Below are 16,411 nucleotides of genomic sequence, written 5' to 3'. Positions count from 1 at the left end.
AGGCAACTACGGCAGTCGGGGTGTCTGACTAGACTGGCCCCATATTCCAGAAAAACAAGAATAAAGTCTGCCAAGGAGGTCGTTGCCGTGAGCCTAGCCCCCGTTCCATCGCCACAATGTGTCAAAGACCAGGTCAGCGCTGCCGAGTGGCAAACCCGTGTCGACCTGGCGGCCTGTTATCGCCTGGTGGCGATGCATGGCTGGGACGACCTGATCTTCACCCACATCTCGGCGAAGGTGCCGGGCACCGACGATTTCCTGATCAACCCTTACGGGCTGATGTTCCACGAGATCACCGCCTCGAGCCTGGTCAAGGTCGACCCGGCCGGCAACAAGCTGATGGACAGTCCCTACGAGATCAACCCGGCGGGCTACACCATCCACAGCGCTATCCATGAAGTGCGCCATGACGTCACCTGCGTGCTGCACACCCACACCGCCGCCGGTGTGGCGGTGGCGGCGCAGAAGCAGGGCGTGTTGCCCATCAGCCAGCAATCGATTTTCGTGCTGGCCAGCCTGGCCTATCACGCCTACGAGGGCGTGGCGCTGAATCACGAAGAAAAGGCGCGCTTGCAGGCCGACCTGGGCGAAAACAACTTCCTGATGCTGCATAACCACGGTTTGCTGACCTGCGCCAGTACCATCGCCGACACCTTCCTGATGATGTTCACCTTCCAGCGGGCCTGCGATATCCAGGTGCTGGCGCAAAACGGCGGTGCCGAGTTGATCCCGATCGGGCCGCAGATTCTCGCGGGGGCCAAGGCCATGGTGGCGGCGGTCACCAAAAGTGCACAAGGAATGGGGGGCGCGCTGGCCTGGCCGGCGTTGCTGCGCAAATTGGACACGCTCGATCCTGGGTACAAAACCTGATGCCACTCTCCGAGATTCCACTCAGCGCCTGGCGCAAACGCAGCATGAGCTTCGACTTTCGCGGCCGCACCCTGCGTTACTGGGTGGCGGGGCAGGGTGAGCCGCTGCTGCTGATCCACGGCTTTCCCACCGCCAGTTGGGATTGGCATTACCTGTGGCAGCCCCTGGCCCAGCGCAACCTGGTGATCGCCTGCGACATGCTCGGCTTCGGCGATTCGGACAAGCCGCTCGATCACGGTTATTGCCTGTTGGAGCAGGCGGATGTGCAGCAGGCGCTGCTGGAGCACTTGCGGGTGGATCAGCCGGTGCACGTGCTGGCGCATGACTACGGTGACAGCGTCGCCCAGGAACTGCTGGCCCGGCATGGCGAGGGGCGATTCCAGATGGCCAGTTGTGTGTTTCTCAACGGCGGGCTGTTCCCCGAAACCCATCGCCCGGCGCTGGTGCAAAAACTGCTGCTCAGCCCGCTGGGCTGGATGATCGGCCGCGCATTCGGGCGCAACGCCCTTGCCAACAGTTTCAGCCAGATCTTCGGCCCTGACACTCGCCCCAGCGAAAGCGCACTGGATGACTTCTGGAGCCTGATCGACCGCAACGATGGCCCCCGCATTCTGCACAAACTGATCGCCTACATCCCCCAGCGCCGGCGCTTGCGTGAGCGTTGGGTGGCGGCCATGCAGCACGGCGAAGTGCCGCTGCGGTTGATCAATGGCGAGGTCGATCCGATCTCGGGCGCCCACATGGTGGAGCGTTACCAGCAACTGGTGCCCCATGCGGACACGGTGCAGCTGGCCAATATCGGCCACTACCCGCAGATAGAAGCACCGGTGCAAGTGCTCAAGCACTACCTGGCGTTCCGAGAGCGCATTGCCGGACCGGTGTGGGAGCTGGCGTGCCTGCGATAGCAGCGCTGCTGTTCATTTGAAACGCCGAGGCGCTTGCATCCCAGGCACGCCAGTTCCCACCTGATCATCCCTCTGCCTTATCGAGCACTATTCAGGCTCAACCGTGGTTATTGTGACCCTGGCCCCTGTGCCTGACACTCACCCCATCCCCATTGTCCCTTTTTGGAGTTTGGTATGAGTGAGTCAGTGCAGTTTCAGGATAAGGTCGTGATCGTCACCGGTGCCGGCGGCGGATTGGGCCGGGCCCATGCGCTGTTGTTCGCCCGGCATGGGGCCAAAGTACTGGTCAACGACCTCGGCGGCTCCACCCAGGGTGAAGGCGCCAACGCCTCGGCGGCCGACCGGGTGGTCGCCGAGATACGCGAAGCCGGCGGTATCGCCGAGGCCAACCATGACTCTGTCACCGATGGTGACAAGATCGTGCAGCACGCCCTCGACGTGTTCGGCCGCATCGACGTGGTGGTCAATAACGCCGGCATCCTGCGCGACAAGACCTTCCACAAGATGGACGACAGCGACTGGGACCTGGTTTACCGGGTGCACGTCGAAGGCGCCTGGAAAGTCACCCGCGCCGCCTGGCCGCACATGCGTGAGCAAGGTTATGGTCGCGTGATCTTTACTTCGTCCACTTCAGGCATCTACGGCAACTTCGGCCAGTCCAACTACGGCATGGCCAAGCTGGGCCTGTATGGCTTGACCCGCACCCTGGCAATCGAGGGGCGCAAAAACAATATCCTGGTCAACGCCATCGCGCCCACCGGCGGCACGCGCATGACCGAAGGCTTGATTCCGCCACAGGTGTTCGAGCGCCTCAAGCCGGAACTGGTCAGCCCTCTGGTGGTGTACCTGGGCAGTGAAGCCTGCCAGGAAACCTCAGGACTGTTCGAAGTGGGTGGCGGCTGGATCGGCAAGACCCGCTGGGAGCGCAGCCTGGGTGTGGGCTTCGACCCCGAGGCGGGGTTCTCGCCGGACGATGTGGCCGCGCACTGGCAGCAGATCTGCGATTTCGATGGCGCCGCGCACCCCAAGGACACCATCGAGGCGCTCAAGCAGATGATGGACAACCTGCAGAAATACAGCCTGTAATCATTGCTGGAACGACATCCAATACAACGGGGCGCCTTGAGCGCCCCCTTTTATGCCGGGCATAAAAAAGGCCGCTGCATAGGCAGCGGCCGAAGTAAGACGTTTGATCAAGGAGCAATAAATCAACGTCAGTGAACACCGGTAACAGATTGAAAACAGGCATCAATCCATCTGAATCTGGCTGTTCTTCCAATTGGGAAGCGGGCGGTTTGCCCTGAGAGCCCGGTAAGAATAGTCGCTTGTAACAAGATGAGTAATCCCGGTTCATGACAAGGACTGTTGCTGAATCGGCAACAGTGGTGCCCGTCTCATCCATTCCCCTGATAACCCGCCATCCACCCCGCGCATGCACTGCGCCCAGACCCGGCCCAGAGCAGGTCGTCATCCTTTCGAGCGACAACACGAATCCCTCCTTGGTGCGCTTATCGCTCCCCATGCGCGGCAGTAGGGTGAGGCCTTCTGTCACTCACCGGGGAAGACGCATGACAAAAACAACAATGCGCGCCATCTTCAGGCCACAGGCGCTGGCCGCTGCGGTTGCATTGGGTTGCTGTGCCCAGGCACAAGCTGTTTCGTTCAACATTGGCGAGATCGAGGGTCAATTCGATTCCTCGCTGTCGGTAGGCGCCAGTTGGGGCACACGCGATGCCGACAAGAAGTTGGTGAGCACCGTCAACGGCGGCACCGGCCAGGCGTCCACCGGTGACGACGGACGCCTGAACTTCAAGAAGGGCGAAACCTTCTCCAAGATCTTCAAGGGCCTGCACGACCTGGAGCTCAAGTACGGTGACACCGGCGTGTTCGTGCGGGGCAAGTACTGGTATGACTTTGAACTGCAGGACGAAGACCGCGAGTTCAAACCCATCAGCAATCGCAACCGCAAGGAAGGCGCCAAGTCCAGCGGTGCGCAGATCCTCGATGCGTTCGTCTACCACAACTACTCGCTGGGCGACCTGCCGGGCACCGTGCGTGCCGGCAAGCAGGTGGTGAGCTGGGGCGAAAGTACCTTCATCGGCAACTCGATCAACAGCATCAACCCCATCGACGTCTCGGCGTTTCGCCGTCCCGGTGCCGAGATCAAGGAAGGCCTGATTCCGGTGAACATGCTGTTTGCGTCACAAGGCCTGACCAACCAACTGACCGTGGAAGGTTTCTACCAACTGGAGTGGGACCAGACGGTGCTGGATAACTGCGGCACGTTCTTTGGCGGGGATGTGGCGGCGGATGGCTGTAACAACAATTACACCGTAGGCGATCCGGCGATTGCGCCCTTGCAGGGGATTGCAGCGTCGCGGGGCCAGGGGTTCACGGTGCTCAGGGAAGGCGTGGTGGTGCAGCGGGCAGGGGACCGCGACGCCCGTGATTCCGGGCAGTTCGGCGCGGCCCTGCGTTGGTTGGGGGACGACACCGAGTACGGCCTGTACTTCATGAACTACCACAGCCGCACACCCACCGTGGGTACCATCACCAACAACACCACGCTGACCACCATTGGCGGGATCAGTGCCGCAGTCGGTGGCGGTGCGGCGGGCGCGGGCCTGGCGCGCAGCGTGATGCTCGGCCGTGGCCAGTACTACCTCGATTACCCGGAAGACATTCGTCTCTTCGGCGCAAGCTTCTCCACCACCTTGCCCACCGGCACGGCCTGGACTGGCGAAATCAGCTACCGTCCCAACGCACCGGTGCAACTCAACACCACCGACTTGACCCTGGCCCTGCTCAACCCTATCGCCGGCCAGACAGCGTCGCCGATCCGCAGCAACTTTGGCGACGACAACAAAGGGTACCGCCGCAAGGAGATCACCCAGATCCAGAGCTCCATGACCCAGTTTTTCGACCAGGTGCTGGGCTCTGAACGCCTGACCCTGGTAGGTGAAGCGGCCATCGTCCACGTCGGCGGGCTGGAAGACAAATCCAAGCTGCGTTATGGCCGTGATTCGGTGTACGGCGCCTACGGGTTCCAGGGGGATACCGACGGTTTCGTCACTTCCACCTCCTGGGGCTACCGCGCCCGGGCGATCCTGGACTACAACAACGTGATCGCCGGGATCAACCTCAAGCCCAACCTGTCCTGGTCCCATGACGTCGCCGGCTACGGCCCCAACGGCCTGTTCAACAAAGGCGCCAAAGCCATCAGCCTCGGTGTGGATGCGGACTACCGCAACACCTACACCGCCAGCCTCAGCTACACCGACTTTTTCGGCGGCGACTACAACACCCTGACCGACCGCGACTTCCTCGCCCTCAGCTTCGGCGTGAACTTCTGATCTGGCTAAAAGAAGGACAAGAATCCATGCGTAAGACACTCGCTGTATTGGCTCTGAGTTTACTGGCTGCGCCTGTCATGGCCGCCGTGTCACCCGATGAAGCCGCCAAGCTCGGCACCAGCCTGACCCCTGTCGGCGCTGAAAAAGCCGGCAACGCCGACGGCTCGATCCCGGCCTGGACCGGTGGCATTCCGAAAAACGCCGGTGCGGTAGACAGCAAAGGCTTTCTCGCCGACCCGTTCGCCAATGAAAAACCACTGTTTGTGATCACCGCCGCCACGGTCGACAAATACAAGGACAAACTCTCCGACGGCCAGGTGGCGATGTTCAAGCGCTACCCCGAGACCTACAAGATTCCGGTCTATCCGACCCACCGCACGGTCAACCTGCCGGCGGACATCTACGAGTCGATCAAGCGCAGCGCGCTGAACGTCAAGCCGATCAACGACGGTAACGGCCTGGAAAACTTCACCGGCAACCGCTACTACGCGTTCCCGATCCCCAGGAATGGCGTGGAAGTGCTGTGGAACCACATCACCCGCTACCACGGTGGCAACCTGCGCCGCATCATCACCCAGGCCACCCCGCAGACCAACGGCAGCTACACGCCGATCCGCTTCGAGGAAGAGGTGGCAGTGCCGCAACTGATCCCGGACATGGACCCGGCCAAGGCGGCCAACGTGCTGACCTTCTTCAAACAGTCGGTGACCGCGCCAGCGCGCCTGGCGGGCAACGTGCTGCTGGTGCACGAAACCCTCGACCAGGTGAAGGAGCCGCGCCTGGCGTGGATCTACAACGCGGGCCAGCGCCGTGTACGGCGTGCGCCGCAAGTGGCGTATGACGGGCCGGGCACGGCGTCCGACGGTCTGCGCACCTCCGACAACTTCGACATGTTCTCCGGCGCGCCCGACCGCTACGACTGGAAGCTGGTGGGCAAGAAGGAGATGTACATTCCCTACAACAGCTACAAACTGGACCAGCCGACGCTCAAGTACGACGACATCATCAAGGCCGGCCACATCAACCAGGACCTGACCCGCTACGAGCTGCACCGCGTGTGGGAAGTGGTGGGCACGGTCAAGCCGAGCGAGCGGCACATCTACGCCAAGCGCCACATGTACATCGACGAAGACAGCTGGCAAGTGGCGCTGGCCGACCACTACGACGGTCGTGGCCAACTGTGGCGCGTCGCCGAGGGTCATGCGCAGTTCTACTATGACCACCAGACCCCGGCCTATACCGTGGAAACCCTGTACGACCTCATCGCCGGGCGCTACATCGCCCTGGGCATGAAGAACGAAGAGAAGAGCAGCTTCGTGTTTGGTTTCAAGGCCAAGGCGGCAGACTACACCCCGGCCGCGTTGAGGGCTGAAGGCGTACGCTGACCACCCTCTGAAATACGGCTCGAACGGTGGGCGCTGGCTTGCTTGCGATGACGGCGGTGAATTCGCCACCGCCATCGCAGACAAGCCAGCGCCCACATTTGGTTTTATGCATGTCCGCCAATCACCCCGCTGAATCTTTCTTCAACAACCCCCAGCCACAGGACTAGGGTACGGCTCAGGTTGCATAACAATAAAAACGCAGGATGCAGCAATGACCGCCATGACTCGCTGCCTGGACCGTCCTGGATTCATGCCCCGGCTGTCCGCCCACCATGTGCTGCGCCCGCGGCTGACCGTGCCGTTGCTGACGGCGCAGGCTCGGGTCAGGTTGCTGTGCGCGCCCGGTGGCAGTGGCAAGAGCGCGCTGCTCGCCGAATGTGCATTGCAGGCGCCAGTGAGTTGCCGGGTGTACTGGCTGGCGCTCAATGGCGGGGCCCTGAGCCCCCTCGATTTATGCCAGCGCCTGGCACAGAACCTGGGCCTGGCGTTTCGCGATGAAGCGTCGTTGCTGCTGGACCTGGGTCGCTGGGAAACCCCGGCCTGGTTGTTCCTCGATGACTTCTGCCGCTTCGCCGCGCCCGACACCGACGCCTTGCTCGATCGCCTGCTCACGGCCAGCAGCCCGGCCCTGACCTGGTGGCTCGGTGCGCGGCGACGTCCGGCGTGCAACTGGCCGCGCCTGTTGTTGGACGATGAGCTGCTGGAATGTGGCGCCGACCTGGCGTTTACCCCGGCGGAGATCCAGCCACTGCTCAACCACGCGCCGGCGCAGAGCGTCGACAGCGTGCTGCAGTTCAGCGGCGGTTGGTGCGCCGGTGTACGCATCGCCCTGCTGGGCGACGGCCATCCGGAAAAGACCCTGCTCGATTACCTGCAGCATGAACTCTTCAGCACGCTGCCGGCCGAACTCGCTGAAGCCTGGCGCGTACTGGCTCACTTGCCACGCTTCAACATCGGCCTGTGCGAGCACCTGTTCGGTTTCGGCGATGGCGTTGAACACCTGCGAGACTTGCAGGCCCTGGGCGCGTTCGTCCAGCCCTGGGAAGACACCGACTGGTTGCAGGTTTTCCCGCCGTTGGCGCGGTTGCTGCGCGATGAACCCTGGCCGGCCAAACGCTCTTGGCACCGGCGCGCCTGCCAATGGTTCACCGCCGAAGAAGACTGGCAGGCCGCCTTTGAACAGGCACTGCTGGCCGAAGAATACGAAGTCGCCGTCAGCCTCTTGCAGCACTTCAGTTTCGAGGACCTGTTTCGCCAACAGAACGCCGCACTGCTGCTGCGTCTGCATGAGCAGCAGGGCGATGAGTTGCTGCTCGGCTCTGCGCAACGGGTCGGGCTGGTCACGGCGGCACTGTTGTTTGCCGGGCGTTTCGACCAGGCCGCGTCGTGCATCGACCAGTTGGCTCGGTTTACCCCGCAACCCACCGCTGCCTTGCAGCGCCATTTGCTCGCGCGCTGGCAGGCGCAGTGGGGGTGGCTGCTGCATTTGGGTGGTCAGGCCGAGCGCTCCCGCGAGCATTTCCTCGAAGCGCTGCAAGCCTTGCCCGAGAGCGCGTGGACGTCACGGCTGATGTGCCTGTCGGGGCTGACCCAGCAAGCCTTGCTGCGCGGTGAACTGGACGTGGCCCAAGGGCTGAGCCGCGAGGCGCTGTGCCTGGCCCGCGCCCATGGCTCGTTGCTGCTGGAGGCGTTGCTGGAGCTGGACCATGCCCAGTTGCTGGAACAGCGCGGCGCTCCTTATCGGGCGCAAAGCCTGTTGGAGCAGGTGCAGGGCATCTTGCTCAAGCAGCGCGTCAAGGCGGGGCCGCTCGTAGGCCGAATCGCCTTGCGTCGTGGGCATCTGGCGTTGCGCCAGGGGCAGGACAGCCTGGCCGCCGAATGCTTTGAAACCGGCCTGGCGATGTGCCTGCACAGCCAGGATAAACGCGTGCTCTACGGGTTTCTCGGCCTGGCCCTGCTGGCCGCCAACCGGGGTGATTATGCCCAGGCGTTTATCCAACTGCGCGAGGCCGAGCGCCTGATGCAGCAGCGCCAGGTACCCGACAGTGTGTACCGCGCGGTGCTGCTGCTGGTCAGTGGGCATTTCTGGCTGCAGCAGGGGCGCGCCGACTTGACGGCCCACGCGGTGCGCCGTGTGCTCCGGCATTTTCGCGGGCCCGAGGCCAAGCAAGCACCCCCAGCCACCCTGGAGCTGATCCCGCGCCTGGAATACCTGCTGGTGCTGGCGGAGGTGAAACTGGGCGTTGCCGAGCACCCCGTCGCTCGGCTCCAGGCGTTGCTCGAGGCCACCCATCAGCGCGGCATGCTGTGCCTGGAAACCGAATTGCAATTGGTGCTGGGGGAGGTGGCGTGGCAGCTGGGAGATTCAGTCCTGGCCCGTCGCGCGCTGCAAACCGGGCTGGAACTGGCGGCGCGATGCCAGGTGCAGCAAGCGATCCGCGAGCTGCGCTTGCGCTCACCGGGGCTGCTCAGCGAAGTGGGCCTGGAGCCACAGGCCTCAACCCCGGGCGCGGTGGAAAACCCCTTGAGCCACCGCGAACTGGAAGTGCTGCAATTAATCGCCTTAGGCAACTCCAACCTGGAAATCGCCGATCGCCTGTTCATCTCGCTGCACACCGTCAAGACCCACGCGCGGCGCATCCACAGCAAGCTCGGCGTGGAGCGGCGCACCCAGGCAGTGGCCAAGGCGAAGACATTGGGCTTGATGACCTAGGCGCAGAACGCCTGGCGGTATTCGCCGGGTGTGGCGCCCATGGCCTGGCGGAAACGGTGGGTAAAGTGGCTGGCGCTGGAGAACCCGCACATCAGCGCGATTTCGCCGAGGGGCAGGGCGCCGCTGCGCAGCAGGTGTTGTGCGCGGCTCAAGCGGCGTGCCAGCAGGTACTGGTGCGGCGGCAGGCCAAAGGTTGCGCGAAACATTCGCGCAAAATGGTATTCCGACAGTGCGCACAACCCCGCCAGTTGCCCCAGGCTGATGGGGTCGTCCAGGTGCTGGTCGATGAACTCCACCAGCAGCCGTCGCTGGTGCGCGGCCAACCCACCTTTCAACCGCAGCCCGTCACGCGCGCCGACCTGGCTGAGCAGGGCGTGGCTGAGCATCTCGTGGGCCAGGCTGCTGGTGAGCAAGCGTTCGGCGGGCTCGTGCCAGTTGAGGGCGATCAACTGGTGGAAGCGTTGCGCCTGGCTGGCGTCCTCCAGGAAAGTGCTTTCACGCAGTTGCAGCGTGCGCGGTTCGCGGTCGAGCAGGGTCACGCAGCCCAGGGCAAATTGCTCCGGGCTGAAATACACGTGGGCCAGGCGGATCTCGCCGTTGATCACCCAGGCTGACTGGTGCTCGGCCGGCAGGATGCACAATTTGTCGGGCCCGCCTTTGTTGCCCGGCTGTTCGCGGCGAAACGTACCGGTGCCACCGCCGATGTAGCACGATAACGTGTGATGGCTCGGTGCCTGGTAATCCTGCGCGTCGTGATGGTTGCTCCACACGGCCGCCGACAAGCCGTCACCGAGCTCGGCGCAGGCTTCAAGGCGTGCGTGGGGCGAGCGGTTAAGGGCTTGAAAGACGTGTAGGGATTCCAGTTCTGGCATTTTTCTCACTCTCCGACGCTTTGCATCCTACTCCGCGACGCGGGCGCTGTGATCCCACCCGCCGACAAAAGCGCAAGATTGTGCAAGCGGCTTGCACGGGGGTGGGACAACACTGTGGCTCAATCGATGGAGCCCGCTATGAACCTTTCCCTGTACTTACTCACCGTGCTGATCTGGGGCACCACCTGGATCGCCCTCAAGTGGCAGTTGGGTGTGGTGGCGATTCCGGTGTCCATCGTCTATCGCTTTGGCTTGGCGGCGCTGGTGCTCTTTGTGTTGCTGCTGCTGAGCCGCAAATTGCAGGTGATGAATCGGCGCGGGCACTTGATTTGCCTGGCTCAGGGGCTGTGCCTGTTTTGCGTGAATTTCATGTGCTTCCTCACGGCCAGCCAGTGGATTCCCAGCGGCCTGGTGGCCGTGGTGTTTTCCACGGCCACCCTGTGGAATGCGCTGAACGCTCGGGTGTTTTTCGGCCAGCGCGTGGCGCGCAATGTGTTGATGGGCGGCGGCCTTGGCCTGCTGGGGCTGGGCTTCCTGTTCTGGCCGGAGCTGGCGGGGCACACCGCCAGCCCGCAAACCCTGCTCGGCTTGGGCTTGGCGCTGCTGGGGACGATGTGTTTCTCGGCCGGCAATATGCTCTCGAGCCTGCAACAGAAGGCCGGGCTCAAGCCGCTGACCACCAATGCCTGGGGCATGGCATACGGTGCGGCGATGCTGGCGACCTGGTGCGTGGTGCGTGGCATTCCCTTCGAGATGGATTGGAGCGCACGGTACATCGGCGCACTGTGGTACCTGGTGATTCCGGGCTCGGTGATCGGCTTTACCGCCTACCTGACCCTGGTCGGGCGCATGGGGCCGGAGCGCGCGGCGTATTGCACGGTGCTGTTCCCGGTGGTGGCGCTGAACGTGTCGGCGTTGGCCGAGGGCTACCAGTGGACCGGCCCGGCGTTGGTGGGGCTGGTGCTGGTGATGCTGGGGAATGTGTTGGTGTTTCGAAAGCCCAAGCCACTGACCCCGGTCCTCAAGGCACAGCATAGCTGACCGAGTTGGCCTTTCTACTTGAGGCCAAGCCGCTTGGCCATGCGCCCCAGGTTGGCGCGGTCCAGGCCGAGCTCGCGGGCGGCGCTGGCCCAGTTGTGAGCGTGGCGTTCCAGGCAGGCACTGATGAGCTGACGCTGATAGTGTTCGGTGGCCTGGCGCAGGTCACCGGTCACCAGAGGGAGCGCCACCTCGGCTGCTTCGATCACCGGCGCGCTCACGTCCGGCAAGTCCAGGTCATGGGCGCTCAAGCTGAGAATCCTGGGCCGCTCGCGGCAGTTGCCCAGCGCCTTCAGCGCGCTGCGCCCGATCAGATGTTCCAGCTCCCGTACATTGCCCGGCCAGTTGTAGGCCAGCAACGCCGCCTGCGCATCGCTGGTCAGGCGCAGGCTGCCCAGGCCCATGCGTGAGCGGTTCTGTTCGAGGAAATACCCCGCCAGCAGCAACACGTCGCGGCCCCGTTCACGCAGGGCCGGCACTTGCAGCGGATACACGCTGAGGCGATGGTAAAAGTCGGCGCGGTAGCGGCCGTTGCGCACCTCCTCGGCGAGGTCGCGGTTGGTGGCGGCGATCAGGCGCACGTCCACCCGATGTTCCTTGTCCGAGCCCAAGCGCTGCAACTGGCCGCTTTGCAGCACCCGCAGCAGCTTGGCCTGTACGCTCAGTGACAACTCACCCACTTCATCGAGAAACAAGGTACCGCCATGGGCCAGTTCGAATTTGCCCCGGCGCTCATTCATCGCGCCCGTAAAGGCCCCTCGCACATGGCCGAACAGTTCGCTTTCCACCAGGGTTTCCGGCAGGGCTGCGCAGTTGAGGCTGATCAGTGGCTTGTCCGCCCGAGGCGATGCCGCATGGATGGCCTGGGCCACCAATTCCTTGCCCACCCCGGTTTCGCCGGTGATCAGCACCGTGAGGTCACTGCCGCCCACCAGCTTGATCTCTTCCAGCAGACGCTTGTGCGGCTTGCTCTGGCCGATCATCTCCTTGTGCTGCTGGCCGCTGGCCTCGCGGTAGATTTCGGCGCGCAGGGTCAGGCGTTCGATACGCTCAGCCACGTTGACGGTGGCGGCGGCCAGGCTGGCGAAGGCTTGCAGAGCGTCCAGCTCGACGCGTTCGAAGCGCTCGGTGTCGAGGGCGTCCAGGGTCAGCAGGCCCCAGGGCCGATCGTCGACGAACAGCGGGCAGCCCATGCAGTCATGCACTTCCAACTCGCCGTGTACGCCGGCGACCAGACCGTCGTAAGGGTCGGGCAGTTGGCTGTCACTGTCGAAGCGGGTCGGGCCGGGACTGCTGAGCAGCACCTCGAAACGCGGATGTTCGCTGACTTTGAAGCGCCGGCCCAGGGTATCGGGGCTCAAGCCGTCCACGGCCAGCGGCACCAGCCACGCCCCGTCCAGGCGCAGCAAGGCCGCGGCGTCGCAGGGCAGCAGGGCGCGCATGGCCTGCAGCAGCCGGCGGTAGCGTTCGCCTTCGGGCAGCTCGCGCGACAGGTCGGCGACCAGGGGCAGCAGCGTGGTGAGCAGGGATTGTGCAGTCATAACGACTCCTTGTAGTCGGTATGACTATAAGGTGTAGGAAGTCATACTGACTACATAATGTGTAAGCTGCTGAAATATAACGATAAATAAGTTGGCACGATAACTGACTAACTAAAGGCAATCAGTTAAAACACCCAGGAGTCTGCCATGCTTAGTGCCCAAGACCGTGCCATCGTCAAATCCACTGTGCCCCTGCTGGAAAGCGGCGGTGAAGCGCTGATCACCCATTTCTACCGCATGATGCTCTCCGAGTACCCTGAGGTGCGTCCGTTGTTCAACCAGGCCCACCAGGCCAGCGGCGACCAGCCACGCGCCCTGGCCAATGGCGTGCTGATGTACGCGCGGCATATCGACCAGTTGGACCAATTGGGCGACTTGGTGGCCAAGATCATCAACAAGCACGTGGCCCTGCAGATCCTGCCGGAGCACTACCCGATCGTGGGTGCCTGCCTGCTGCGGGCTATCTCCGAGGTGCTGGGCAGCGAGATCGCCACGCCCGAAGTGATGAACGCCTGGGGCGCAGCCTACGGGCAACTGGCGGATATCCTGATCGGTGCCGAAGCGGCCATCTATGACGAGAAGGCCCAGGCCATCGGCGGCTGGCGCGGTGCGCGGGCGTTCACGCTGGTGAAACGGGTGGAGGAGAGCGCCGAGATCATCTCCTTCTACTTTGCCCCTGTGGATAACGGCCCGATCCTCGCTGCCGCGCCAGGTCAATACATCGGCATGAAACTGGTGCTCGATGGCGAAGAAGTGCGCCGCAATTATTCCCTGTCGGCCCTGAGCGATGCGGGCCAGTACCGGATCAGCGTCAAGCGCGAAGCCGGTGGGCGGGTGTCGAACTATTTACATGACCAACTGCACGTCGGCGCGCCGATTGACCTGTTTCCGCCGTCGGGCGAGTTCACCCTCATCGACAGCGACAAGCCACTGGTACTGATCAGTGGCGGCGTGGGCATCACTCCGACCTTGCCGATGCTGGAAGCGGCGCTGGCCACCCAGCGGCCGGTGCACTTCATACACTGCGCGCGCAACGGCGGGGTGCATGCGTTCCGCGACTGGGTGGATGGCCTGGCGGCCAAGCACCCGCAGCTCAAGCGCTTCTACTGCTATGCCGAGGACGATGGCGTGAGCCCGGCGGCGGACAAGGTGGGTTTGCTCAGTCAGGAACAGTTGGCGGCGTGGTTGCCCGAGCAGCGTGATGTGGATGCCTACTTCCTCGGTCCCAAAGGCTTCATGGGCGCGATCAAGCGCCACCTCAAGGCCCTGGGCGTGCCGGAGAAACAAAGCCGCTATGAGTTCTTCGGCCCGGCGGCGGCATTGGAATAATTTCGACGATACGCCCCAGGTCAAATGTGGGAGGGGACTTCCCCCTTCCACATTTGATCCCGTATTCCTCCCGATTAATCTCCTGTTAACCCCTTTCTGTTTAAACCTCTCTCTGTGTGTAAACTTGCGGCCATTGGCACGACCAGACAAAGGGAAACAGAGATGAGTGACGAATTGCGTTTGGGCAGGGAGCGGCGCTTTCTGGTGTTGCTGGGCATCATCTGCCTGTCGCTGATCGGCGGTGCGTTGTACATGCAAGTGGTACTGGGCGAAGCGCCGTGCCCGCTGTGCATCCTGCAGCGTTATGCGTTGCTGTTGATCGCGATCTTCGCGTTCATCGGTGCCGCCATGCGTCGCAAAGGCGCGATCACGCTGTTCGAAGGCCTGGTGGTGCTCAGTGCCCTCGGTGGGGCCGCAGCCGCTGGCCATCATGTGTACACCCAGTTTTATCCACAGGTCAGCTGCGGCATCGATGTGCTGCAACCGATCGTCGACGACCTGCCGTTGGCCAAGGTGTTTCCCCTGGGCTTCCAGGTCGATGGTTTCTGCAGCACGCCGTACCCGCCGGTCCTGGGCTTGTCGCTGGCGCAATGGGCGCTGGTGGCGTTCGTGCTGACGGTGATCCTGGTGCCTCTGGGCATCTATCGCAATCGCCAGCGCAACGCCTGAGCGGATCACACAATCGCCCCGGCCCTTCTTCGTGGAGGCCGGGGCATTTTTATGCGTAGGGATTTGTGAAAGGGCTGTGACGAGGAGCAACTTTGGGTGCGCGCAGTGTGCGACATGTTGTCACACGGAGGCTGTCGCAGGACGATTTTCACCCGGCTGAACGCCGCAGAAATTTGCATCTGCCGGCTAAATTGTGCTGTCAGTTCGTCGTTTGGGGCGGGCGTTGAACCGTGCGCCAGGCGTGCGATCCGGTGATGTCCCAATGCCTTGTTTTATGGGGGGTTCGATGGGTTTTGCAAGCCCTTACGCTGTGTAAGGGATGGCCCGCGCACCCGAATATCAGGGCAATTTTTGTGGTTTTTGTTGGGAATCGAACGCGATAAGATCGCGAACCTTTGCGATTTTGGTGAAGGATTATTGCTGTAATCGATAAAAATTATTTCTTTATAAGACATGGTTTATACATCGCTAGCTAACTACAATCGCCCGCACTGAATGTCCGGTGCTGTTCAATATTTGAGCACTGGAGCGGTCGAGGGGCAGATGGATGGCTCTGTGCGACCCCAAGGTTCCGGCAGCCTTTCAACTACCCGCACCAAATGGAATTGGTCTGTAACAAGGCCTTTAACCACGAAATCGAATAAGAACTCACCGCAGGTCCGTGAAACGTACAGTGATGGCGTGATGGACAGGCTCTTATTCAATCGAAGAGAAATGCCAACCCTTGGCAGGGTGAAGTGTTGGCGATCAAAACCCAACTGCATTGCGCAAGCTGCTTTAGAGGTCGTGAGATGAGTAAAAACAGGTACCCCCGATTACTAGGCTTTTTGCCGCTGCTTGGCATGATGTTAATGCTGGGAGGCTGCAAGTGGACCTTGATGGACCCTAAAGGACAGATCGGTCTGGATCAACGAAACCTGATCATCACCGCTACCCTGCTGATGCTGTTGGTCGTGGTGCCTGTGATCATCATGACCTTCGCCTTCGCCTGGAAATACCGCGCGTCGAACACCAGCGCGACCTACGCGCCGAAGTGGTCGCACTCGACCAAGATCGAAATCGCGGTGTGGCTGGTTCCGGTCCTCATCATTATCGCCCTGGGTTACATCACCTATAAGTCGACCCACGAGCTGGACCCGTACCGTCCGCTGGAATCCGACGTCAAGCCGATCAACATCGAAGTGGTCGCGCTGGACTGGAAGTGGCTGTTCATCTACCCGGACCTGGGTATCGCCACTGTCAACGAGATCCAGTTCCCGGAGAACACCCCGCTTAACTTCCGGATCACCTCCGACGCCGTGATGAACTCGTTCTTCATCCCTGCTCTGGGCGGCCAGATCTACGCGATGGCAGGCATGCAGACCCGCCTGCACCTGATCGCCAACGAAAAAGCTGAAATGGAAGGCATCTCCGCTAACTACAGCGGCGCTGGCTTCACCGGCATGAAATTCAAAGCGATCTCGACGAGCCAGGAAGATTTCAACGCCTGGGTAGCCGAAGTCAAGGCCGCACCTAAACAGCTTGATCAAGCTGAATACGACGCCCTGACCAAACCAAGCCAGAACAACCCAGTCGCCCTGTACTCCACGTACGAGCCGAACCTGTTTCAGAAAATCGTCGACAAGTACGAAGGTATGAAGCCAGGCAAGCCGGTCAAGCACGAGAAGAAAGAAGTGGCCGCGGTTGAAGGTTCTGACACGGGCTCGCATTCAACTGCTGGGGCAGAGGAGTAAACG

At 62.2% G+C, this 16,411-nt stretch carries 12 protein-coding genes; 10 read left to right on the top strand and 2 right to left on the bottom strand.

Annotated features, from left to right (window positions below; translation table 11 throughout):
* Positions 1 to 87 precede the first annotated feature (87 nt).
* From CQ041_RS20985 to CQ041_RS20960, 6 genes are all read left to right on the top strand, one after another.
* The gene (locus CQ041_RS20985) at positions 88 to 870 is read left to right on the top strand and encodes a class II aldolase/adducin family protein (protein WP_105524244.1); all 783 of its coding nucleotides are present in this window, start codon (positions 88 to 90) and stop codon (positions 868 to 870) included.
* A complete protein-coding gene (locus CQ041_RS20980) occupies positions 870 to 1,775 on the top strand; it encodes an alpha/beta fold hydrolase (protein WP_105524243.1) in 906 nt (301 codons plus the stop codon). The genes CQ041_RS20985 and CQ041_RS20980 overlap by 1 nt, the downstream gene beginning before the upstream one ends.
* Before the next feature lie 174 nt (positions 1,776 to 1,949).
* On the top strand, positions 1,950 to 2,861 hold the full coding sequence (locus tag CQ041_RS20975) for an SDR family oxidoreductase (protein WP_105524242.1): 912 nt from the start codon (positions 1,950 to 1,952) through the stop codon (positions 2,859 to 2,861).
* Positions 2,862 to 3,343: 482 nt separating this feature from the next.
* A complete protein-coding gene (locus CQ041_RS20970) occupies positions 3,344 to 5,128 on the top strand; it encodes a DUF1302 domain-containing protein (RefSeq protein ID WP_105524241.1) in 1,785 nt (594 codons plus the stop codon).
* A 26-nt stretch (positions 5,129 to 5,154) separates the two neighbouring features.
* Positions 5,155 to 6,513 carry a DUF1329 domain-containing protein gene (locus CQ041_RS20965; RefSeq protein WP_105524240.1) on the top strand — a complete coding sequence of 453 codons (1,359 nt, stop codon included), beginning with the start codon at positions 5,155 to 5,157 and terminating at the stop codon, positions 6,511 to 6,513.
* Between the two features lie 211 nt (positions 6,514 to 6,724).
* Entirely contained in the window at positions 6,725 to 9,226 is a 2,502-nt protein-coding gene (locus CQ041_RS20960; RefSeq protein ID WP_105524239.1) for a LuxR C-terminal-related transcriptional regulator, read from the top strand.
* On the opposite strand, the gene CQ041_RS20955 is transcribed toward CQ041_RS20960, so the two are convergent.
* Positions 9,223 to 10,098, bottom strand: a complete 876-nt coding sequence (locus CQ041_RS20955) for a helix-turn-helix domain-containing protein (protein ID WP_105524238.1) — start codon at positions 10,096 to 10,098, stop codon at positions 9,223 to 9,225. The two genes, CQ041_RS20960 and CQ041_RS20955, sit on opposite strands and share 4 nt — an antisense overlap.
* A 138-nt stretch (positions 10,099 to 10,236) precedes the next feature.
* Here CQ041_RS20955 and CQ041_RS20950 point away from each other — a divergent pair, with 138 nt between their 5' ends.
* A complete protein-coding gene (locus tag CQ041_RS20950; protein ID WP_105524237.1) occupies positions 10,237 to 11,139 on the top strand; it encodes a DMT family transporter in 903 nt (300 codons plus the stop codon).
* Positions 11,140 to 11,153: 14 nt separating this feature from the next.
* Here the strand turns inward: CQ041_RS20950 and norR are convergent, their stop codons facing one another.
* Positions 11,154 to 12,677 carry a nitric oxide reductase transcriptional regulator NorR gene (gene norR, locus CQ041_RS20945; RefSeq protein WP_105524236.1) on the bottom strand — a complete coding sequence of 508 codons (1,524 nt, stop codon included), beginning with the start codon at positions 12,675 to 12,677 and terminating at the stop codon, positions 11,154 to 11,156.
* Between the two features lie 147 nt (positions 12,678 to 12,824).
* On the opposite strand from norR, the gene hmpA reads away from it, so the two are divergent.
* The 3 genes from hmpA to cyoA all read left to right on the top strand — a co-directional run bounded on the left by hmpA (position 12,825) and on the right by cyoA (position 16,408).
* Entirely contained in the window at positions 12,825 to 14,006 is a 1,182-nt protein-coding gene (hmpA, locus tag CQ041_RS20940; protein WP_105524235.1) for an NO-inducible flavohemoprotein, read from the top strand.
* Positions 14,007 to 14,168: 162 nt separating this feature from the next.
* Positions 14,169 to 14,675 (top strand): disulfide bond formation protein B, encoded by a 507-nt coding sequence (locus CQ041_RS20935; RefSeq protein WP_105524234.1) that lies wholly within the window; start codon positions 14,169 to 14,171, stop codon positions 14,673 to 14,675.
* Positions 14,676 to 15,466: 791 nt separating this feature from the next.
* Entirely contained in the window at positions 15,467 to 16,408 is a 942-nt protein-coding gene (gene cyoA / locus CQ041_RS20925) for a ubiquinol oxidase subunit II (RefSeq protein WP_105524233.1), read from the top strand.
* Positions 16,409 to 16,411 lie beyond the last annotated feature (3 nt).

Origin of the sequence: Pseudomonas sp. MYb60 (genome assembly GCF_002979555.1) — a bacterium.
GTDB lineage: Bacteria > Pseudomonadota > Gammaproteobacteria > Pseudomonadales > Pseudomonadaceae > Aquipseudomonas.
Note: the sequence above shows the minus strand (reverse complement) of the source record. Positions and strands in the feature narration are given on the sequence as shown.